Origin of the sequence: Janthinobacterium algoris (assembly GCF_051380935.1) — a bacterium.
Classification (GTDB): Bacteria; Pseudomonadota; Gammaproteobacteria; order Burkholderiales; family Burkholderiaceae_D; genus Janthinobacterium.
On sequence record NZ_JBNYXZ010000004.1, the window covers coordinates 163,687 to 184,058 of the forward strand.

The window sequence follows — 20,372 nt, forward strand, 5'->3', positions numbered from 1 at the left end:
ACTGTCATCCACTATTCTCGCATCGTCATCATTCATCCTTGGTCAATTGTGTCAAAATAATGGCTACCTACCGGTAGGCAGCAAGTGTACAATAAAAAACACGACGGCGTCCATGCCCCGTTTTTTTGACGATACGAAGGAAACGTAATGCAGCAGCAAACCACCCTCCCCGCCGCCAGTCTTGGGCTGGCGGCGTCCCTGGCCCTGGTGGCCGTGCTCGGTCCGGCAGGCATCGACATGTACCTGGCTTCCATGCCTGCCATGGCGCGTGAGCTGCACACCTCATATGCGAATATGCAACTGAGCCTGACCGTCTTCCTGCTGGCCCTGGGCGGCGGACAACTGCTGTGCGGCCCGCTGACGGACATGCTGGGCCGACGCTATCCGCTGCTGACCGGCATCGCCGTGTACATTCTTGCTGCCGTGTGGGCGGCGCAGGCGGATCAATTGACCACCCTGCTGCTGGCGCGCACGCTGCAGGGCCTGGGCGCGGCGCTGACCCTGGTGGTGGTGATGAGCATGGTGCGTGACGTGGCCGATGGCGTGCAGGCGGCGCAGCTGTTTGCCCTCTTGATGACCATCGTGGGCCTGGCGCCCGTGCTGGCGCCCGCCGTCGGCGGCTTGCTCGACGCGCACTACGGCTGGCGCGCCGTGATGCTGGCCCTGGCCGCGCTGGGCGCCTTGACCCTGCTCAATAGCGCACTGTTCCTGCCGGAAACGCTGCCTCGCGCCCGTCGCGTCTCGCCGCGCGGCCTGCATCGCACCTATGCGCGCATCGCGCTGGACCGCGCCTTTTTGCTGCCCGCGCTGGCCCTGTCCGCCACTTTCTTCTTTCTGTTTGCGTATATCGGCGGCGCGGCGCTCGTGTATCAGCGCGATTTCGGCCTGTCCGCCGACAGCTTCGGCCTGGTGTTCGGCGCCACGGGCGTGGCCGTGCTGCTCGGTGCGATGGCCAGCGGCCGCCTGGTGGAAAAGTACGGCCTGGCGCGCCTGAGCGTGGCGGGCAGCGCCGCCATGCTGGGCGGCGCCGTGCTGGCCCTGCTGGGTGCCTGGGCGGGCTTCGGCATCATCGCCGTCGTGCCAGGCATGTTCGTGGCCCTGTTTGGCCTGGGCATCGCCGAAGCGGCGCTGATGGCCATGGCCATGGGTTCGCAACAGCGCGCGCTCGGTTCCACGGCCGCCCTGCTGGGTGCCATCCAGATGACCCTGTCGTCCCTGTCCACGCCGCTGGCGGCCAGCCTGTCCGAACGGGGGCCGCTGCCCTGGCTGCTGTTCTTGACCGTGGCCGGCCTGCTGGTATCATGGCTGACCCTGGCCACTGCGCGCGTCCATCCGGTCCATGCCACCAGCCTGGGAGCGCACTGACGCCTCACTCACTATCACCCCAATGATGAAAAAACGCTCGGCCTCGGCCGATAATATCTGTGCCGTCGCCGTCGTGCACTTTTCTGAACACGGCTACGATGCCTCGTCCCTCAGCGACATCGCCGAGCAGGCGGGCATGCGCAAGGCGTCGCTGTATTCCCATTTCGCCGGCAAGGACGCCCTCTTCCTCGACGTGTTTTCCGACGCGCTGGCCGAAGAGCAAGCCTTCATGCAAGGCTGCTTTGCCGATGAAGCGGCGCTGGCGGCGCCCGGCGGCCAGCAGGCCGGCGCCCTGTACTGCGAGCGCATGGCGCAGCGCTATGCCGATTCGGCCCATTTGCGCTTCTTGCTGCGCACAGCCTACCTGCCGCCCGCGCCCTTGCGCATCGAAATCGGCACGGGTTATGAAGCCTTGCTGGCGCAATTGCAGCGGCATTACATGGCCAGCCTGGGCCGCATGGCACCGGCCCTGCCGCTCCCGCGCCTTGACCTGTATGCGCAAGCCTACCTCGGTATCGTTGACAGCTTGCACGTGGAGCTGATCTATGCAGGCGGCGCCGCGCTGCAGCAACGCCACGCGGCCTTGTGGCAGATTCTGTCCGATTCGCTTTCTTTAACCACCGGCAAGCCTTCATAAAATCGAGCCTGCTTGCCCTTCTGCAGTGCGGCGCGTTCACCGTCCACGCCGCACCATCGCAGACCGACCGCCAGTAACTGGTGGAAACATTCCGCCTGTGCCAGATCAACAAGGACAAGGCCAGTTTCATTAAGCTGCTGTACAGCGAACTGGGGCAAGGAAGCCTGGCAGCTGGTACGCACCACGCAAGGCTGGAAGATCAATTCCGTGATCTGCTCGATGAAATTCAACCCGGAAAAGCCGGCTAAAAAGCGCCCTGAGCCAGGATGGTCAACCAGGCGTATCGAGGCTATAGACGACGGAATTCATCGCGGTGTGCACAATCTGAAACAGCGTGCCGTCCCAGCGGGACTTGCTGAAGTGGGAGGTACGGTCCAGGTAGCCTGGCGTGTTGGTGATGCCGTCGACAGCCAATGGTTTTCCGGCTTTGTCGACGAGATGGGCTTGCCACACCTCGCCGATGGCAGGGCCCAGGCATCGGTAGACTTCGACGCGATATTGTTTGTCCGGCGACGAGCGCCATAATTTGCGCACCGGAATGTAGAGTGCAAACTCGCAGTCGCGCACACAGTGTGCCGCTTGATTGACGGCCTCGACATCCGCACCCGCATCACTTGCCAGCCGGACCAACACCATGGTCAGTTCCAGCAGCATGCGCTCTTGCTGTTCGGACGGGGAACAGGCCATGTAGGCGCCGATATCGAAGTCATCCACGTAATAGCTGGTGCAGCCCAGCAGCTGGCTGCGCTGCGCCACGTCAGCCGGTTTTTCGCCGAAGATGACGGACAGCAGCGAAGAGCCATCAAGGATGAAATCGGGCGGCAAAAAATGCACCAGCAACTGCCGCACATGATGCGCGCTCGGATGGAAAGACCAGGCTCGCTGGTTGGAATAGCTCAGTGGTGTTTCAACTACCCTGATCTCTCTGAGTCGTGCCATATGACCAATGCCTTTCATGGGCCTGCCTGCTTGCCTCTTCGTCGAACATGACGGTTTCCTTCGATTATAACAATCACAGCCAGGACGAACGCCAGCAGAAACCGGTGACCAAGAACCGGTCTACATTACGCTTCGGTAATGTAGACGATCTTTGCTTGACCTTGTCGGCATGCACTTTTATCATCCGTGCATTATTCATTTTACGGAGTCCCACGTGGGTACTTGTTCTAGTGACAGTAGCCGATCTTGTATCGGTGATTGCCTCGGCAGCTAAACAGCAAGCAACGCGGAACTTTATTTGCTCCGTGCCTTGCTGAGCAAGGTGCGGTGTCCCGCGCAGCCAGTCCGGCTGCGCTCTCTCCCCCCTCTTTCCGATCGTGACCGGCTACTGACCCGGATTGCCCGCCAGCACTATTGTGTTTTGGCGGCACGCAAGTCTTGCCTGCGGCTGCGCCGCCCGTCAACACCTCGTCGTGAAAGGAAGAGCCATGAATCTCTTCACCCGCTTATTCGAATCATTCCTGCGCAAACGCCATACGGCCGGCCATTTCCGCCGCCGCGCCATGCCGCTGGAAAACAGCACGGCCCGCCCCGTGCCCGACCACCTGGCGCGCCAGTTGCTGGCCGCCGCCCATGAAGACCTGGACAGCGCCCTGAACCGCCTGCATACGCGCCTGGAAGGCTTGCGCGATGCCGAGGCGCAAGTCATCGGCGCGCAAACGGGGCCGAATGAAGTCGAGCATGAAAAACCGCTGGCCTGGTACCAGCATCTGTGGCTGTGCTACAAGAATCCGTTCAACCTGCTGCTCACCGTGCTGGCGATTGTGTCCTACCTGACGGAAGATCCGAAGGCCACCATCGTCATCGGCACCATGGTGATTTTGTCGACCCTGCTGCGCTTCGTGCAGGAAGGCCGCTCGAACCGCGCCGCCGAGCGCCTGAAAGCCATGGTCAGCAATACAGCCACCGTGCTGCGCAATGGCCAGCAGATCGAGCTGCCCATCCGCCAGCTTGTGCAGGGCGACATCATCGTGCTGTCGGCCGGCGACATGATCCCCGCCGATTGCCGTTTGCTTTCCGCGAAAGACCTGTTCGTCAGCCAAGCCGCCATGACGGGTGAATCCTTGCCGGTGGAAAAGATGGCCGAGCTGGCCGACAGCGGGGGCCGCGACCCCATGGAACTGGCCAATTTGCTGTTCATGGGCACGAATGTGATCTCGGGCGCGGCAACGGCGCTGGTATTGGCCACGGGCAACCGCACGTATTTCGGCACCATCGCCACGCGCGTGACGGCCACCGAGCGCACGCCGACCGCGTTTGAAGCGGGCGTGAACAGCGTCAGCTGGCTGCTGATCCGCTTCGCCCTCGTGATGGCGCCGCTGGTGTTCCTGATCAACGGCTGGACCAAGGGCGACTGGATGGAAGCGTTCTTGTTTGCCCTGTCCGTGGCCGTGGGCCTGACGCCGGAAATGCTGCCCATGATCGTCACCAGCACCCTGGCCAAGGGCGCCGTAAAACTGTCGAAAAAGAAAGTCGTCGTGAAGCGCCTCGATGCGATCCAGAACTTCGGCGCCATGGATGTGCTCTGCACCGACAAGACAGGCACCTTGACGCAGGACAAGATCGTGCTCGAGCGCCATACGGACGTGTTCGGCCAACCGTCCGATGAAGTGCTGCAATTCGCTTACCTGAACAGCCATTACCAGACGGGCCTCAAAAACCTGCTCGACCGCGCCGTGCTCGACCATGTGGAATTGCAGACGGAAATGCAGCTGGCCCGCGATTACGTCAAAGTCGATGAAATCCCTTTCGATTTCGTGCGCCGCCGCATGTCCGTCGTCGTTTCCGAAAAGAATGATCACCATGAGCTGATCTGCAAGGGCGCCGTCGAGGAAATCCTCGCCGCCTGCAGCCATCTGCGCCTGGGCGGCGTGAATATTGCGCTCGATGCAGCCCTGCTGGACAAGGTGCTGGAAACCACGCATGGTCTCAATACGGAAGGCTTGCGCGTGGTGGCCGTGGCCGTCAAGGAAGTGCCACCGCACAAAACCGTGTACGGCGTGGCCGATGAAACGGCGCTGACCCTGATCGGCTACGTGGCCTTCCTCGACCCGCCGAAGGAATCGACGGCACCCGCCCTGCGCGCGCTGGCGGCACATGGCGTGACCGTGAAAGTCTTGACGGGTGACAACCACCTGGTGACGGCGAAGATTTGCCGCGAAGTGGGTCTGGCCGTGCATGGCGTGCTGCAAGGCCCGCAACTGGACGACATGGATGACGCCACCCTGGCGCAAGCAGCCGAAGACAATACCGTGTTTGCCAAGCTCAGCCCTTTGCACAAGGAGCGCCTGGTGCGCGCGCTGCGCGGGAATGGCCACATCGTCGGCTTCATGGGCGACGGCATCAACGACGCGCCCGCCCTGCGCGCGGCCGACATCGGCATTTCCGTCGATTCGGCCGTCGATATCGCCAAGGAAGCGGCCGACATCATCCTGCTGGAAAAAAGCCTGATGGTGCTGGAAGAAGGCGTGCTGGAGGGCCGCCGCACCTTCAGCAACATGCTCAAATACATCCGCATGACGGCCAGCTCAAACTTCGGCAATGTATTTTCCGTGCTGGTGGCCAGCGCCTTCCTGCCCTTCCTGCCCATGCTGCCGCTGCACTTGCTGGTGCAAAACCTGCTGTACGACGTGTCGCAGATCGCCATTCCCTTCGACAATGTCGACGCCGAACTGATCCAGCAGCCTTTGACCTGGAACCCGCGCGACATCGGCCGCTTCATGGTGTTTTTCGGCCCCATCAGCTCGATCTTCGATATCAGCACCTTTATCTTGATGTGGCATGTGTTTGGCGCGAATACACCGGAACAGCAGACCCTGTTCCAATCCGGCTGGTTCGTCGTCGGCTTGCTGACGCAAACCCTGATCGTGCACCTGATCCGCACACCCAAGCTGCCCTTCATCGACAGCATCGCTTCCGTGCCCCTGCTGGTGGCCACCACTGCCATCATGGCCGTGGGCGTCTTTCTGCCGATGGGACCGCTGGCAACCTACTTCAAGCTGCAGGCCTTGCCCTTGGGCTATTTCCCCTGGCTGCTGGGCATCCTGGTGTGCTACACCGTGCTGACGACGTTCATGAAACGCGTGTACCTGCGCAAATTCGGCTGGCAATAGTATGATGAAACGCTCTTTCCCCTACAAAAGGCGCGCATGAGCGGCTCCCCCTCATCTTCATCAATACCCAAACGTCATCAGGCCTTGCTGCTGTCAGCGCTGGTGTTTCCCGGCAGCGGGCATTTCTTGTTAGGCCGCAAAGCACGCGGCTGCCTCTTCCTCGTGCCGGCCCTGGTCGCGCTGGCGCTCGTATTGCGCCAGATCATGGCACGCTTGGACCAAGTTATGGCACAGATCGACAGTGGCGCCCTGCCCCTCGACGTGCAGCTGATCATGGAAAAAGTGGAGCGACTCTCAGCCAATGACGGCCCCGCCATGACGCTGGCCGTGGGCGTGCTGGTGGCGTGCTGGATAGGTAGCCTGATTGACACCTTGCTGATCAAGCCATGACGGCGGAAGCCCAGGCACGCAAACAGCGCAAGGAAGCAAAGATGCAGGCGCGCCGCGCGCAACTGGCGCTCAGCCGCCAGGACCACGGCGGCCCGCTAGCCTGGCGCGGCTGGTTCGACGGGTCCGCCCATCCGAACCCTGGCAAGCTGGGCATAGGTGCCCTGCTGCTGGGACCGAACGGCGAGCGCATCGAAGTAAGCGAGGCTGCCGGCTATGGCAGCAGCAGCGATGCGGAATATGCAGCCCTGACGGCCCTGCTGCAGGCGGCGCTCAGCGTACGCCCGCTGCCCGTGCAGTTGCTGCTGTACGGCGATAGCCAGGTAGTGATCAATGATGTGCTGGGCACGACGCCGGTCGGCGCCAAGGGGCTGGAAACGCACAGGGCCACCGTAGTGGCCCTGCTGAAGCAATTCACTGAGGTGAGCTTGCGCTGGATTCCGCGCCACAGGAATGGCGAGGCGGACCGGCTGTCGCAGCTGGCGATCACCGGCTGGGTTGAGGATACTCTACCGCCGGAAGATTAAGCAGCGCGGCCAATCTGCAAACTAGCCTTGGCTGGCTGGCTTGCCGGACGTTTTACCCCCTTCAAGCCGCTGACCGTGGCCTGCTGGCCATGCAATTTAAAGACGCTGACCACTTGCGCCAAGTTGTGCGCCTGGTGCTGCATCGATTCGGCGGCGGCGGCCGATTCTTCCACCAGGGCCGCATTTTGTTGCGTCACGGCATCCATCTGGCCAATGGCGCGGTTGATCTCGTCGATGCCCACGCTTTGCTCGCTGCTCGCTGCCGTGATTTCCGTGATGATGTCGCTCACGCGCTGCACACTGTCGACGATATCATTCATGGTCGAGCCGGCTTGCGCCACCAGCATGCTGCCCGCGTTGACTTGCTCGACCGACGCGCCGATCAGGGTCTTGATCTCTTTCGCGGCGCTGGCCGAACGCTGCGCCAGGTTGCGCACTTCGGACGCCACCACGGCAAAGCCACGGCCCTGCTCGCCGGCTCTGGCCGCTTCCACGGCCGCGTTCAGAGCCAAGATGTTGGTCTGGAAGGCAATGCCATCGATGACGGAAATGATGTCGACGATCTTGTTCGAGGACGTATTAATCGATTGCATGGTGCCCACCACTTGCGCCACCACTTCGCCGCCCTTGACAGCCACTTGCGCGGCCGACGCCGCCAACTGGTTGGCCTGGCGCGCATTGTCCGCATTCTGTTTCACGGTCGACGTCAGCTCTTCCATCGACGAAGCTGTTTCTTCCAGCGAACCGGCCTGTTCTTCCGTGCGGGAAGACAGATCCTGGTTACCGGCTGCAATTTGCGTCGACGAGGTGGCGATGCTGTCCGTGCCGCTGCGCACTTCGCCCACGATGGTGAGCAAGCTGGTGTTCATATCCTTCAACGCTTGCAGCAGTTGCCCCGTTTCATCCTTGGCACTGGTATCGATCTGCGCCGTCAAGTCGCCATCGGCCACCTTGCGGGCGATGTCCACGGCCGTGCGCAGCGGGTGCACGATGCCCATCGTCAAGACCCAGGCGCAGACGACGCCGAAAGCCAGCGCCAGCGCAGCCAGCGCCAGCAGCAGGTTGCGGCTGGTCTTGGCCACGGCATCGATCTCGCGCGCGGTGGCGTCGATGCTGGCGCGCTGGTGTTCCAGCATGTTCATGATGACTTTCTGGTATTTGGTCGAGCCGGGCACGAAGACGGCCTGGAAGGCTTTCTCCGCCTCTTCCGTCTGGCCGGCCGCCTTCAGCTTCGATACTTGCTCCCGGGCATCCAGATACACCTTGCGCATGTCGCTGACCTGGCGGAACAGTTCCGTTTCTTGCGGGCCGGAAATCAGAGCTTCGATTTTCTTTTGCAGCTCGCCCGAGACGACGGACGACTGTTTCGCTTCTTCCGCGAAATACGGTCCCAGCGACGTGTCGGCACTGCGCACGATGGCCGTGGTGCGGCGGATGCCGCTGTCGATCTTGCTATACCAGTCGGAAATATAGCGTTCCTTCGCCAGCGGCTGCTCCATCATATTGCGCGTGGCAGTGGCCACGTCATGCAAACGCCAGACGCTGATGCCGGTAATGACCATGGAAAACAGCAAAATGACGGCAAAACCCAGGCCGAGACGCACACCAATACTGACGTTTCTTAACAAATTCATGTGAATATCCTAAAAAAGCGGAACCAGACTATATAAAAGGGGTGCGGCTGCACGGGCAGCCGCGACGCTATCAGCGGATGCCGATGCGCAAGGCAGTTTGTGGCGCTGCCGGGCGTTTCAGCGTCGGCTTTACACCATTCAAGCCACTGGCACCGGCCTGCTGCACATTGAGCTTGAACACGCTAACAACCTGCGCCAGCTTGTGCGCCTGGTGCTGCATCGATTCGGCGGCGGCGGCCGATTCTTCCACCAGGGCCGCATTTTGTTGCGTCACAGCATCCATCTGGCCGATGGCGCGGTTGATCTCGTCGATGCCCACGCTTTGCTCGCTGCTCGCTGCCGTGATTTCCGTGATGATGTCGCTCACGCGCTGTACGCTGTCGACGATATCGTTCATGGTCGAGCCGGCTTGCGCCACCAGCATGCTGCCCGCGTTGACTTGCTCCACCGACGCGCCGATCAAGGTCTTGATCTCTTTCGCGGCACTGGCCGAACGCTGCGCTAGGTTGCGCACTTCGGACGCCACCACGGCAAAGCCACGGCCCTGCTCGCCGGCCCTGGCCGCTTCCACGGCCGCATTCAGCGCCAAGATGTTGGTCTGGAAAGCAATGCCATCGATGACGGAAATGATGTCGACGATCTTGTTCGAGGACGTATTGATCGATTGCATGGTGCCCACCACTTGCGCCACCACTTCGCCGCCCTTGACAGCCACTTGCGCGGCCGACGCCGCCAACTGGTTGGCCTGGCGCGCATTGTCCGCATTCTGTTTCACGGTCGACGTCAGCTCTTCCATCGACGAGGCTGTTTCTTCCAGCGAACCGGCCTGCTCTTCCGTGCGGGAAGACAGGTCCTGGTTGCCGGCGGCAATTTGCGTCGACGAGGTGGCGATGCTGTCCGTGCCGCTGCGCACTTCACCCACGATGTTGAGCAAGCTGGTGTTCATGTCCTTCAAGGCTTGCAACAGTTGCCCTGTTTCATCCTTGGCGCTGGCATCGATCTGCGCCGTCAAGTCGCCATCGGCAACCTTGCGGGCGATGTCCACGGCCGTGCGCAGTGGGCGCACGATGCCCATCGTCAAGACCCAGGCGCAGACGACGCCAAAGACCAGCGCCAGCGTCGACAGCAATAACAGCAGGTTGCGGCTGGTGCTGGCGATGTCATCAATCTCGCGCGCGGTGGCGTCGATGTTGGCACGTTGGTGTTCCAGCAAGCCGTAGACCATCTTCTGGTACTTGGCTGCGGCGGGCACGAAGGTTTTTTCAAACACTTCATTGGCGGCGTCGACCTGCGATTCACCCTTCAGCTTGTAGACCTGGTCGCGCGAACTGATGTATACCTTGCGCTGCTCCAGCAAGCCCGCGAACATGGCTTTTTCCTCAGGTTTGTCGATCAGCGCCTCGATCTTCTTTTGCAGCTCAGCCGAGCTGGACGACGAGACTTTCGATTCTTCGGCGAAATAGCCGCTCAGCGAGGTGTCGCTGCTGCGGGCGATGGCGATCGTGCGCCGCACGGCGCTGTCGATGCGGCCGTACCAGTCGGAAATATAGCGTTCTTTGGCCAGCGGCTGCTCCATCATGACGCGCGTGGCGCTGGCCACGTCGTGCAAACGCCAGACGCTGATGCCCGTAATGAGCATGGAAAACAGCAAAATCACGGCAAAGCCGAGTCCGAGGCGGACACCGATGCTGACGTTGCGTAATAAATTCATGTGACTATCCTAAATAGCCCTGATGCCATGGCGACATGGCTGGCAGTTTCGCGCTGGTGCGGGCTGGCTGCAATGGCAAAACGGGCATAAAAAGTGAAACTGAAGTGAAACTGGCGCACGGTTCGGCTGAACCGTGCGCCAGCAAATGCGTTAGCGTGCGCCTTGCAGAAAAAGCAAACAATGCTTGGGGTCAATTGTTTCCGACAAACCCAGTCAAAAAGACCGGCAGCAGGAAATTAAGCCGCCAGCTTCTTGATCAAGCCCATGTCGGCGCTGGACATCAGCTGGTCAATATCGACCAGGATCAGCATGCGCTCGTCGATGGTGCCCAGGCCGATCACGTATTCCGTGTTGATCGAACGGCCCATGTCCGGCGCCGGCTTGATCTGTTCCGGCATCAGGGTGGTGACGTCGGAGACGCGGTCGACGACCATGCCGACGACGCGGTTGCCGATATTGAGGATGATGACGACGGTGAACTGGTCATAGCTGGGCGTGCCCAGGTTGAACTTGATGCGCATGTCGACGATCGGCACGATGATGCCGCGCAGGTTGACCACGCCTTTGACGAACTCGGGCGCGTTGGCGATGCGGGTCGGCGTTTCATAGCTGCGGATTTCGCTGACTTTCTGGATGTCGATGCCATACTCTTCCTGGCCCAGGGTAAAAGCCAGGTATTCGGCAGCCTTGGCAACGGTTGCGCCAGTGTCGCTGGAAATGGTGTTCATGATAATCCTTTCGTTAACTCGCCTGGGGCGCAGGCCATGACACGCTACACGCGGGCCCTGGATGTGACGAGCCATCCAGAATGCAATAAAATGGCTGCCACTTGTATGTTTTTGCAAATACTTTCTAGCAATTAGCTTATGCCTCTAATTTCCGTGCGGCAATGTTACCCCATGTAAATTTTACATGCACTAAAAAAGAGCGATCATCGGGCGGATGCTTTTCCAAAATGCAATTATGTGGCAAATGCGGCACGCCGGGGCACCAGGCTCCCGGCCACATGCGGCGGCGTTTTATGCCACACTGGCAGCTCCTGCTTTTTACGACGTTGAACCATGCATTCTTTGCTTTCCCAATGGCAACCACGCCTGCTGGCACTGGCCACGGCCGGCCTGGGCGACGACAGCGCCCACGACCTCAACCACCTGCAGCGCGTCTGGCGCAATGCCAGCGTCTTGCTGCAAGTCCATGCGCAGGCCGATGCCCTCACCGTGATGGCCGCCTGCTATCTGCACGACTTGGTCAACTTGCCGAAAAACCACCCCGAGCGCCACTTGGCCTCGCGCCAGGCGGCAGCGCTGGCTTGCCACCAGTTGGCGGAGCTGGATTTTCCGGCAGAAAAATTGGCGGGCGTGGCCCACGCCATCGAGACCCACAGTTTTTCCGCCAACTTGGCGCCGCTCACCATTGAAGCGCAAATCGTGCAGGATGCCGACCGCATCGACGCGCTGGGGGCCGTGGGACTGGCACGCCTGTTCTATACGGCGGCGCGCATGGATAGCGCACTGGCGCATGGTAGCGATCCGCTAGCCAAACATCGCGCACTCGACGACAAGGCATACGCGCTCGACCATATCGTTACCAAGCTCGACAAACTGCCCGGCAAGATGCAGACGGTGGCGGGCCGCGCGCTGGCCGAACAGCGCCTGGCCGTGCTGACGGATTTCCGCGCCGCCTTTGCCGCGGAATGGGCGGGCCGCTCTAGCATGGGTGGCGATAGCCAGCAGCGCGCATGCTGTCTATAATGCAAGCCTCAGCTATCGCGCCGCGCGTCAGCAGAAACCTGTAACGCGACGGCGCAACACCAACGCGCCGAAAGCATGCATGTCCGAGAAAACCAACCACGACAGCCATTCCCCGTCCTCCCCCGCCGCGCCCGCGCGCGCAGGCAATCTCAATTTCATCCTCGTCTGCGTCTTCATCGACATGCTGGGCATCGGCCTGGTGGTGCCCGTGCTGCCCATCCTGATCGGCGACTTTGTCAGCGGCAAGGAAGCGCAAGCGTTCTGGTACGGCATCATGGCGGCCGTCTTCGGCTTGCTGCAGTTCATCTTCATGCCCATGCTGGGCGCCATCAGCGACCGCGTGGGACGCCGTCCCGTGCTGCTGTATTCGATGGCCGGCATGGCTGTCAACTTTCTCGCCACGGGCTGGGCGCCGAACCTGGCCTGCCTGTTCATCGGCCGCATCATCGGCGGCGTCTCGTCGGCCAGCATGTCGGTCGCGTCTGCCTACGCCTCCGACATTTCCACGCCGGACAACCGGGCCAAGAGCTTCGGCAAGATCGGCGCCGCCTTTGGCCTGGGCTTCATTTGCGGCCCCATGCTGGGCGGCCTGCTGGGCGAAATCAATCTGCACCTGCCGTTTTACGTAGCGGCGGGCTTGTCGGCCGCCAATTTCATCTACGGCTATTTCTTCGTGCCCGAATCGTTGCAGCCGGGTCCGCGCGCGCCATTTACCTTGGCGCGCATCAATCCGTTTGCCGCCCTGCTGAAACTGGTGCGCCGCGTGGAGATCCGCGGCCTGGTGCTGGCCTTCGGCCTGATGACGTTTGCACAAATGATGCTCAACACCACCTGGGTGCTGTACACGCATTTCCGCTTCGACTGGACGCCGCGCCAGAACGGCATCGCCCTGTTCTGCGTGGGCCTGTGCGCGGCCGTGGTGCAGGCGGGCTTGCTGGGCATGTTGATCAAGCGTTTTGGCGAAGTGCGTCTGTCGCTGCTGGGCATGGGCTCGGGCGCCCTCACCTACCTGCTGTATGGCCTGGCAACGCAAGGCTGGATGATGTATGCGTTGATTTTGTGCAACCTGCTGGCCTTTGCCGCCGGCCCCGCCTTGCAAGGCATCATCTCGAAGGCGTCGGCCGCCAGCGAGCAGGGAGAACTGATGGGTTCCCTGCAATCGATCAGCAGCCTCGGCATCATCATCATGCCCTTGCTCGGCAGCATGATCCTGGGCGAAGTGAGCCACTTACCGCCACAGGATTGGCGCATCGGCAGCACCTTCTATCTGTGCGCCATCATGCAAACCCTGGGCATCCTGGTGGCCTGGCGCTACTTTAAGGCGCAACGCCAGGCAAGACTTATGGTTTCCACCACAAAGTAGTCGGTGGGGTAACATTGCATTTAAGAAATAAATAGGCGAGAATGGGATAATCAACCGCGCGTTACCGACGCCCGGCATTCGATGGTGAGCAAGGATGGGTATGACTGACTTTTATTCCAGCGCCTGGCGCCGAACCGTGGCCATGCTGACGCTGGCGCTGCCGTCGCTGGTCGGCGCGCAATGCTCGCGCGACATCCAGGTGCCCATCTCGGCCATCGGCTCCAGCGTGGTGGTGAATGGCGCCAGCATTGGCGGCATCTATCCCGACTTGCTGCGCAGCATGGGCGCCAAGCTCGGCTGCAATTTCATCTTCACGGCCGTGCCCCGCGCGCGCCTGGAAGCAATGTTTGAGGCGGGCAAGGCAGACTTGCTGATCCCGGCCAGCAGCACCTTGCAGCGCGACCAGCATGGCCTGTTCATCCCCATGTTGGGCAGCCGCCCCCTGCTGATCTCGCTACAGGGCGCGCGCGCGCCCATCAACACCATGCAGGAATTACTCGAGCGGCGCGAATTGCGCGTGGCGCTGGTGCGCGGCTACGACTATGGCGCACCGTACCAGGCGCTGGCGAAAGAGCTGAGCAGCCAGGGACGTTTGTTCTACGAAGTCGATGCGCTCTCCGTGGCGCGCCTGATGCAAAGCGGCTTCATCGATGCGACCGTCATGGCGCCCACCATCCTGGCCGGCGTGGCGCAGAACGATGCGCGCGTGTATGGCCTGGCCGACCGCCTGCGCCTGGAAGCGCTGCCCGAACTACCGTGGGGCATGAGCGGTGTCTACCTGTCGCGCAAGTCCCTCACGGCGGAAGACCAGGCCACCCTGCGCGACCTGCTGGACAAAGCGGGCCGCTCAAGTTCCCTGATGGACGCCTTCCAGCGCCATCACCGCCAGGAACTGCTTTCGCTCAGCATACGTCCGCGCTAAGGACACAGGCATGTCGGGCCTGGTCGTCGCCGTCGTCCTGTTTGCCGCCCTGCTGCACGCCGGCTGGAATGCCATCGTCAAGTCGGGCAAGGATATCTTTCTCAGCACGGTGCTGGTCTCCGTGGGCGCAGCCCTGATTTCGCTGGCCGTCTTGCCCTTTGTCAATGCTCCCGCGCCCGCCAGCTGGCCCTACCTGGCAGCCTCGGCCGTGGCGCAGCTGGCCTACTACTCTCTGCTGGCGGCCGCCTACAAGGCGGGCGACATGAGCCTTGCCTACCCCCTGATGCGCGGCAGCGCACCGCTCATCGTCGCGCTGGCCAGCTGGCCGCTGATCGGCGAGCGCCTGTCTTCCCTGCAGATGGGCGCCGTCGCCTGCATCTGCGCGGGCATCTTCGGCTTGTATTTCGCCGCGCGCCTGCCCGCCACCGGCAGCGCGCCGAAAAACACGGGGCGCGCCACCGCCTTTGCGCTGGGCAACGCCTGCGTCATCGCCAGCTATACCCTGATCGACGGCGTTGGCGTGCGCCTGTCCGGCGCGCCAGCCGCCTACACGATGTGGATTTTTGTCTTGAATGGAAGCGGGCTGCTGCTGTGGACGGCGTTGCGCCGCCCCACCGACTTGCTTGCGTATGCGCAAACGCAATGGCGCCTGGCCGCCGTTGGCGGCTTCGGCACGCTCGCTTCGTATGGGCTGGCCTTGTGGGCCATGACGCAGGCGCCCGTGGCGGCCATCGCGGCCCTGCGCGAAACGTCGATTTTGTTCGCCATCGCCATTGCCGCGCTGTTCCTGCGCGAAAAAATCAGCCCCCGCCGCTACTTGTCCATAGGCCTGATCGCGGCGGGCGCCATCCTCATGCGCGCTGGCTAGCGCGCATCGAGCGGCGCTATCGGCAACTCGATCGCGCTGGCAGCCCCTGCCGCGTGGTAGACGCGCTGCGTCGCCTTTCTGTAGTGGCCTGGGTCCGCCAGGAAGATGTTCGGCACGTAGTTTTGCGGGTTGCGGTCGTACAGGGGGAACCAGCTCGACTGCACTTGCACGGCAATGCGGTGGCCGGGCAGGAAGACGTGATTCGCGTTCGGCAAGGCGAAGCGGTAGCGTTCCACTTTGCCCGCCGGTATCGGCGTCGGGTGCTCGAAGCTGTCGCGGTAGCGCCCGCGGAAGATATCCATCGCCACGCCCAGCTGGTAGCCGCCCATGGCCGGCTGCGACGGTACTTCGTCCGGATACACGTCGATCAGTTTCACCACCCAGTCCGCATCCGTGCCGCTGGTGGAGGCAAACAGGTTGACCATCGGTGCGCCGGCGATGCGCACGGCCGTTTTCAAGGGCTCGGAAACGTAGCTGAGCACGTCCGTGCGGTCCGCATAGCCGCGCTGGTCGCTGACCAGCCATGGCTTCCACTGATCGCCATCGCTCAGGCGCACGGGACGCGCGACGAAGGGCACGGGTTTCGCCGGATCGGCCACGTATTCATCGAAGGCGCCTTCAGCCGCATCCGCAGCGCCCGATGGCGCAGCAAAGCCCAGCTTGGAACCGTCCTGCAGGTAGATCGGTGTCAGCTTGGTCTCGCAAGTATCGCAAGCCAGCGGCCACTGGTGCAGGCGCTGCCACTGGTTCGTGCCGCTCTGGTACGACACCACGGGCGCCGTGTTCGCATCCGGCGCGCCATCCTTCAGGTATTGATTGAGGAACGGTTGCATGACTTTTTCGCGGAACTGGCGCGCCGTGTCGCCGTCAAACTTCAGCGCGCCCAGGCTGGAACCGTCATAGTTGACGCCGCTGTGCCGCCACGGGCCGATGGCCAGGTAATTGAGGTTGTTGCGCTTGTCGCGCCCTTCCATCGCCGTGTAAGAGGCATAGGGACCATAGATGTCTTCCTGGTCCCACTGCCCCACCACGTGCATGGTCGGCACGATCAGCGGGCGCTTCGCCAGGATTTTATCGAGCGCCTGCTCCTGCCAGTAACTGTCATAGGCCGGGTGTTCGAACAGCTTTTTCGTGTAGGTCAGCTTGTCGATGCCGAATTTCTTCGCGTAATCGCCAGCCGAGCCGATGCGCAGATACGCATCGTAGTCGTCGTAGACGCCCGTCACGGGCGCCTCGGCGCTGCCGCGCACGCTCGTCTGCCACGCCAGGTAAGACAAGCTCGGCATGCGGAAGGCGCCGTTATGGAACCAGTCGTCGCCGCGCCAGCCATCGACCATGGCGCTCATGGGAATGGCCACCTTCAATGCCGGATGCGGGTCGACCAGGGCCATCAACACCGTATGCCCCTCGTACGAGGAACCCAGCATGCCCACCTTGCCATTGCTTTCCGGCACGTTCTTCGCCAGCCAATCGATGGTGTCCCACGCATCGGTCACGTTATCGACCTTGGTATTGTTGAGCGGTCCGCGCACGGGGCGCGTCATCACGTAATCGCCTTCGGAGCCATGCTTGCCGCGCACGTCCTGGAACACGCGAATGTAGCCGTTTTCCACCAGGGTATCGTCGCCCTGCGGCAAGGTGGCCAGCATGCTGGCGCTGGTGGCGCGCTGGGCGCGGCGGGCCGCGTTGTAGGGCGTGCGCGTGAGCATAATGGGAGCGCGCTGCGCACCCTTCGGCACGACGATCACCGTGTACAGCTTGACGCCGTCGCGCATGGGGATCATCACCACGCGCTTGACGTAGTCATTCATGTCGGGCATCACCAGCTTGGCGCCGATATCGGGCGTCATGGGCGGCGTTTGCGGCTGCCAGGACGCAGCAAGCACGGGGCTGCATAGGGAACTGATAACCAGGGCCAGGCCGGTGAGCCGGACGGGGGACGACACGCGCATACTATTCTCCAATGATTCATGCCACGCAAAAGTGGCCGAACGGCAATAGTACCCGGAAAGCAAGTTCTGCAATAGGCCAGCCTCTGACGCAGCGCAGCAGATAAATCGGGGCGCAACTTGACAGAACGCGCACGAACTGCAACCATAACGCCATGAAATTTATCCCGTCACAACACGCCTGCTTGAATTGGTGGTCCCGCTCACTTTCGCGCGGCCACTGCATAGTGATGTGAATTTGATCCACGCCGCCTCGATCGGTGGCGTAACAGGCTGAGCCTGGATCATCCCCGATGCAGGCGGCTCAAAAGGAAACTTGATGAGCTTGCCTAATACTCCTAATACTCTTAATACCCCCGATACCCCCGACACCGACAACGCCCCGGCCGCACCGCTATCCGCTGCCGCCATCGCTTCGCAATCCGTGATCCTGACGGGCGACCGCCCGACCGGCCCCTTGCACCTGGGTCACTACGTGGGCAGCCTGCGCGACCGCGTCCGCTACCAGAACAGCTACAAGCAATTCATCATGCTGGCCGACGCGCAGGCGCTGACGGACAATATGGATGACATCGACAAGGTGCACCGCAACGTCGTCGAAGTGGCGCTCGATTACCTGGCCGTCGGCATCGATCCGACCAAGACAACAGTGTTCATCCAGTCGCAAATCCCGGAACTGGCCGAGCTGACGTTTTACTACCTGAACATCGTCACCGTGGCGCGCCTGGAGCGCAACCCCACCGTCAAGGAAGAAATCCGCTTGCGCGGCTTCGAGCGCGACATTCCGGCCGGCTTTTTGACCTACCCGGCCAGCCAGGCGGCCGACATCACGGCCTTCAAGGCGGGCGTGGTGCCCGTGGGCGAAGACCAGATTCCGATGATTGAGCAAACGAATGAAATCGTGCGCCGCTTCAACCGCATGTACAACCGCGAAGTATTGATGGAATGCAAGGCGCTGGTGCCGGACATCGGCCGCCTGCCCGGCATCGACGGCAAGGCGAAGATGAGCAAGTCGCTGGGCAATACCATCAACCTGGGCGCGACATCGGCCGAAATCACGGCCGCCGTGAAAAAAGTCTATACCGACCCGCTGCACCTGCGCGTGGAAGACCCGGGCCACCTGGAAGGCAATATCGCGTTTACCTACCTGGATGCGTTTGACCCGGAAAAAGCGGCGCTGGCCGAAATGAAAGCCCATTACGTGCGTGGCGGCCTGGGCGACAGCATCGTCAAGAAGCGCCTGGACCTGGTCTTGCAGGAAATGCTGGCGCCGATCCGCGCCCGCCGCGAAGAATTCGCCAAGGACAAGGGGCAAGTCATCCAGATGCTGAAAGAAGGCACCTTCAAGGCGCGCGAAGTGGCGGCCCGCACGGCCGATGAAGTCAAGTCAGCGCTGGGTCTCAACTACTTCTGATCACCGACAGGAATGGCAAACTGATGCGCCCAGGCGGAGTCGGGTAAAATCCCGCTTTCGCCTGGGCGCAATTCGTTTGTCACCGTGGCATCAGCAATCCGTAGAGAAGACACCGCGCCATGACCGATACCCCTATCGAACAGCTGCTGCAGCAGCATTTTTCCATCGATGCGCTGCAACGCTCGCCCGCGCCCCTGCAGCAGGCGCTGCGCATGCTGGGCGGCTGGCTGGCCGCCGAGCGCGACACGCCGTATCCGCACACGCCGTATGCGGAACTGCTGACGCAACTGTCCGACACTTGCCTGCCCGCGCACGGCATGCCCGTGGCGGAGTTTCTGCAAGAACTCGACACCACCGTGCTGGCCAATACGGCCCAGCTGAGCCATCCGCAATACATCGGCCACATGACGCAGGCCTTACCCTGGATCAGCGTGCTGGCCGAAGCGTTTACAGCCACCCTGAACCAGAATCAGGTGAAGATCGAAACGGCGTATGTCTCGACCCTGATCGAAAAGCAGATTCTCGGCTGGCTGCACCGCCAGATGTACCAGCAGCCCGAACATGTCTACACGCAGGCGATGGCCGCCACCAGCGGCGCGCTGGGCAATGTCGTCAATGGCGGCACCATGGGCAACTTGACGGCCCTGGCCGTGGCGCTGGAACAGCAACTGCCCGGCACGCGCAAGCGGGGCCTGTTTGCCGCCATGCAGGAATCAGCTTACGCGGGGCTGGCCGTGATCGGCTCGGCCCGCAGCCATTATTCCGTGAAAAAGGCGCTGGCGACCCTGGGCCTCGGTGAAAACGCCCTGCACCTGGTGGCCGTCGACCGCGACAACCGCATTGACATCCAGGCACTGGAAACCACGATTGCCGACTTGAAATTGCGCAATATCAAGGTCATCGCCATGATCGGTATTGCCGGCACGACGGAAACTGGCGCCATTGACCCGCTGGCCGCCATGGCGGCGATTGCCGCGCGCGAAAGCATCTGGTTCCATGTGGATGCGGCCTGGGGCGGCGCCCTGCTGATCGCGGAACAGTACCGCGCGCTGTACGACGGGATTGCTTTGGCCGACTCCGTCGTCATCGACGGGCACAAGCTGTTGTGGGTGCCGATGGCGCAAAGCATGGTGCTGTTCAAGGACAGCGCCAGCCTGAACTTGCTGAAACATAACGCCAACTACATTTTGCGCGACAACTCGGGCGACCTGGGCCAGACGTCGCTGGAAGGCTCGCGCCGCTTCGACGCCTTGAAGCTGTGGACTTCGTTCAAGGTGCTGGGCGTGTCCGGCTACACCACCTTGCTGCAGCAGGCGGCCACCTTGTCCGGCCAGTTGCAGCAGCTCTTGGCCGACCAGCAGGATTTCGAACTCGTCACCCGTTCCGACACCTTCATTCTGACCTACCGCTACGTGCCGGCGCACTTGCGCCAGCGCATGGAAAGCTTGCTGGCCAGCGGCCAGGTCGACGCGGCGGCCGAACTGAACAAGCAATTGAACACGCTCAACGCCAAACTGCAAAACCGGCAAAAAGCGCAGGGCCACAGCTTTGTCTCGCGCACGGTACTGGAATCGACGCGCTACCCAGGCCCGACCAATGTGCTGCGCGTGGTCATGACGAATGTCAAGACGCGCCCCCACCACCTGCACGCCATCCTGGCCGAACAGCGGGCCATCGGGCAGGCGCTGGTGGCCGAGCTGGGCCTGTAGGAATTCCACCCATCAGCCCTGAC

The 20,372-nt window shown here is 62.0% G+C and carries 17 protein-coding genes; 12 read left to right on the forward strand and 5 right to left on the reverse strand.

All coding sequences use genetic code 11. The features are described 5' to 3' along the window. Window positions 1–147 precede the first annotated feature (147 nt). The 3 genes from ACQ4W7_RS07600 to ACQ4W7_RS07610 all read left to right on the forward strand — a co-directional run bounded on the left by ACQ4W7_RS07600 (window position 148) and on the right by ACQ4W7_RS07610 (window position 2,250). On the forward strand, window positions 148–1,365 hold the full coding sequence (locus ACQ4W7_RS07600) for a Bcr/CflA family efflux MFS transporter (RefSeq protein WP_436529560.1): 1,218 nt from the start codon (window positions 148–150) through the stop codon (window positions 1,363–1,365). Window positions 1,366–1,387: 22 nt separating this feature from the next. Further along, window positions 1,388–2,002, forward strand: a complete 615-nt coding sequence (locus ACQ4W7_RS07605) for a TetR/AcrR family transcriptional regulator (RefSeq protein ID WP_426072894.1) — start codon at window positions 1,388–1,390, stop codon at window positions 2,000–2,002. Between the two features lie 80 nt (window positions 2,003–2,082). Then, window positions 2,083–2,250 carry a hypothetical protein gene (locus ACQ4W7_RS07610; protein WP_426072895.1) on the forward strand — a complete coding sequence of 56 codons (168 nt, stop codon included), beginning with the start codon at window positions 2,083–2,085 and terminating at the stop codon, window positions 2,248–2,250. A gap of 22 nt (window positions 2,251–2,272) precedes the next feature. Here the strand turns inward: ACQ4W7_RS07610 and ACQ4W7_RS07615 are convergent, their stop codons facing one another. Continuing rightward, on the reverse strand, window positions 2,273–2,959 hold the full coding sequence (locus tag ACQ4W7_RS07615; RefSeq protein ID WP_436529562.1) for a hypothetical protein: 687 nt from the start codon (window positions 2,957–2,959) through the stop codon (window positions 2,273–2,275). A gap of 470 nt (window positions 2,960–3,429) precedes the next feature. On the opposite strand from ACQ4W7_RS07615, the gene mgtA reads away from it, so the two are divergent. Genes mgtA through ACQ4W7_RS07630 form a run of 3 tightly spaced genes read left to right on the forward strand, consistent with a single transcriptional unit; the run spans window position 3,430 to window position 7,028 of the window. Next, window positions 3,430–6,114: a magnesium-translocating P-type ATPase gene (gene mgtA / locus ACQ4W7_RS07620; protein WP_436529564.1), complete on the forward strand. Its 2,685-nt coding sequence runs from the start codon at window positions 3,430–3,432 to the stop codon at window positions 6,112–6,114. A gap of 36 nt (window positions 6,115–6,150) precedes the next feature. After that, window positions 6,151–6,504 (forward strand): hypothetical protein, encoded by a 354-nt coding sequence (locus ACQ4W7_RS07625; protein ID WP_436529566.1) that lies wholly within the window; start codon window positions 6,151–6,153, stop codon window positions 6,502–6,504. Then, window positions 6,501–7,028, forward strand: coding sequence for a ribonuclease HI family protein (locus tag ACQ4W7_RS07630; RefSeq protein ID WP_436529568.1), 528 nt, complete (start codon window positions 6,501–6,503; stop codon window positions 7,026–7,028). The genes ACQ4W7_RS07625 and ACQ4W7_RS07630 overlap by 4 nt, the downstream gene beginning before the upstream one ends. Here the strand turns inward: ACQ4W7_RS07630 and ACQ4W7_RS07635 are convergent. The 3 genes from ACQ4W7_RS07635 to ACQ4W7_RS07645 all read right to left on the reverse strand — a co-directional run bounded on the left by ACQ4W7_RS07635 (window position 7,025) and on the right by ACQ4W7_RS07645 (window position 11,101). Continuing rightward, a complete protein-coding gene (locus ACQ4W7_RS07635) occupies window positions 7,025–8,662 on the reverse strand; it encodes a methyl-accepting chemotaxis protein (protein ID WP_436529570.1) in 1,638 nt (545 codons plus the stop codon). The two genes, ACQ4W7_RS07630 and ACQ4W7_RS07635, sit on opposite strands and share 4 nt — an antisense overlap. 70 nt (window positions 8,663–8,732) lie before the next feature. After that, window positions 8,733–10,373 (reverse strand): methyl-accepting chemotaxis protein, encoded by a 1,641-nt coding sequence (locus ACQ4W7_RS07640; RefSeq protein ID WP_436529572.1) that lies wholly within the window; start codon window positions 10,371–10,373, stop codon window positions 8,733–8,735. Window positions 10,374–10,609: 236 nt separating this feature from the next. Then, the gene (locus ACQ4W7_RS07645; RefSeq protein ID WP_436529574.1) at window positions 10,610–11,101 is read right to left on the reverse strand and encodes a chemotaxis protein CheW; all 492 of its coding nucleotides are present in this window, start codon (window positions 11,099–11,101) and stop codon (window positions 10,610–10,612) included. A 333-nt stretch (window positions 11,102–11,434) separates the two neighbouring features. On the opposite strand from ACQ4W7_RS07645, the gene ACQ4W7_RS07650 reads away from it, so the two are divergent. The 4 genes from ACQ4W7_RS07650 (at window position 11,435) to ACQ4W7_RS07665 (ending at window position 15,277) form a co-directional block, all read left to right on the forward strand. Further along, window positions 11,435–12,124 (forward strand): HD domain-containing protein, encoded by a 690-nt coding sequence (locus ACQ4W7_RS07650; RefSeq protein WP_436529576.1) that lies wholly within the window; start codon window positions 11,435–11,437, stop codon window positions 12,122–12,124. 79 nt (window positions 12,125–12,203) lie between these two features. Next, a complete protein-coding gene (locus tag ACQ4W7_RS07655; RefSeq protein ID WP_436529578.1) occupies window positions 12,204–13,487 on the forward strand; it encodes a TCR/Tet family MFS transporter in 1,284 nt (427 codons plus the stop codon). A gap of 100 nt (window positions 13,488–13,587) precedes the next feature. Continuing rightward, entirely contained in the window at window positions 13,588–14,409 is an 822-nt protein-coding gene (locus ACQ4W7_RS07660) for a substrate-binding periplasmic protein (protein ID WP_436529580.1), read from the forward strand. A 10-nt stretch (window positions 14,410–14,419) separates the two neighbouring features. Continuing rightward, entirely contained in the window at window positions 14,420–15,277 is an 858-nt protein-coding gene (locus tag ACQ4W7_RS07665) for an EamA family transporter (RefSeq protein ID WP_436529582.1), read from the forward strand. Here ACQ4W7_RS07665 and ACQ4W7_RS07670 read toward each other — a convergent pair. Continuing rightward, complete coding sequence (locus tag ACQ4W7_RS07670; protein ID WP_436529584.1) at window positions 15,274–17,229, reverse strand: CocE/NonD family hydrolase; 1,956 nt, start codon at window positions 17,227–17,229, stop codon at window positions 15,274–15,276. The two genes, ACQ4W7_RS07665 and ACQ4W7_RS07670, sit on opposite strands and share 4 nt — an antisense overlap. A 316-nt stretch (window positions 17,230–17,545) precedes the next feature. Here ACQ4W7_RS07670 and trpS point away from each other — a divergent pair, with 316 nt between their 5' ends. Together trpS and ACQ4W7_RS07680 are read left to right on the forward strand one after the other, a co-directional pair. Further along, window positions 17,546–18,640, forward strand: coding sequence for a tryptophan--tRNA ligase (gene trpS, locus ACQ4W7_RS07675; RefSeq protein ID WP_426072908.1), 1,095 nt, complete (start codon window positions 17,546–17,548; stop codon window positions 18,638–18,640). 119 nt (window positions 18,641–18,759) lie between these two features. Beyond that, the gene (locus ACQ4W7_RS07680) at window positions 18,760–20,349 is read left to right on the forward strand and encodes a pyridoxal-dependent decarboxylase (protein ID WP_436529586.1); all 1,590 of its coding nucleotides are present in this window, start codon (window positions 18,760–18,762) and stop codon (window positions 20,347–20,349) included. The last annotated feature ends 23 nt before the right edge of the window (window positions 20,350–20,372 follow it).

Excerpts from the sequence above, each read along its gene's own strand:
- ACQ4W7_RS07655 (WP_436529578.1), top strand. The coding sequence starts at position 12,204 with ATGTCCGAGAAAACCAACCACGACAGCCATTCCCCGTCCTCCCCCGCC.
- ACQ4W7_RS07670 (WP_436529584.1), bottom strand. The coding sequence starts at position 17,229 with ATGCGCGTGTCGTCCCCCGTCCGGCTCACCGGCCTGGCCCTGGTTATC.
- ACQ4W7_RS07665 (WP_436529582.1), top strand. The coding sequence starts at position 14,420 with ATGTCGGGCCTGGTCGTCGCCGTCGTCCTGTTTGCCGCCCTGCTGCAC.
- ACQ4W7_RS07680 (WP_436529586.1), top strand. The coding sequence starts at position 18,760 with ATGACCGATACCCCTATCGAACAGCTGCTGCAGCAGCATTTTTCCATC.
- ACQ4W7_RS07630 (WP_436529568.1), top strand. The coding sequence starts at position 6,501 with ATGACGGCGGAAGCCCAGGCACGCAAACAGCGCAAGGAAGCAAAGATG.
- ACQ4W7_RS07615 (WP_436529562.1), bottom strand. The coding sequence starts at position 2,959 with ATGAAAGGCATTGGTCATATGGCACGACTCAGAGAGATCAGGGTAGTT.
- ACQ4W7_RS07645 (WP_436529574.1), bottom strand. The coding sequence starts at position 11,101 with ATGAACACCATTTCCAGCGACACTGGCGCAACCGTTGCCAAGGCTGCC.
- trpS (WP_426072908.1), top strand. The coding sequence starts at position 17,546 with ATGAGCTTGCCTAATACTCCTAATACTCTTAATACCCCCGATACCCCC.
- ACQ4W7_RS07640 (WP_436529572.1), bottom strand. The coding sequence starts at position 10,373 with ATGAATTTATTACGCAACGTCAGCATCGGTGTCCGCCTCGGACTCGGC.
- ACQ4W7_RS07635 (WP_436529570.1), bottom strand. The coding sequence starts at position 8,662 with ATGAATTTGTTAAGAAACGTCAGTATTGGTGTGCGTCTCGGCCTGGGT.
- ACQ4W7_RS07650 (WP_436529576.1), top strand. The coding sequence starts at position 11,435 with ATGCATTCTTTGCTTTCCCAATGGCAACCACGCCTGCTGGCACTGGCC.
- ACQ4W7_RS07625 (WP_436529566.1), top strand. The coding sequence starts at position 6,151 with ATGAGCGGCTCCCCCTCATCTTCATCAATACCCAAACGTCATCAGGCC.
- ACQ4W7_RS07605 (WP_426072894.1), top strand. The coding sequence starts at position 1,388 with ATGATGAAAAAACGCTCGGCCTCGGCCGATAATATCTGTGCCGTCGCC.
- ACQ4W7_RS07600 (WP_436529560.1), top strand. The coding sequence starts at position 148 with ATGCAGCAGCAAACCACCCTCCCCGCCGCCAGTCTTGGGCTGGCGGCG.
- ACQ4W7_RS07660 (WP_436529580.1), top strand. The coding sequence starts at position 13,588 with ATGACTGACTTTTATTCCAGCGCCTGGCGCCGAACCGTGGCCATGCTG.
- mgtA (WP_436529564.1), top strand. The coding sequence starts at position 3,430 with ATGAATCTCTTCACCCGCTTATTCGAATCATTCCTGCGCAAACGCCAT.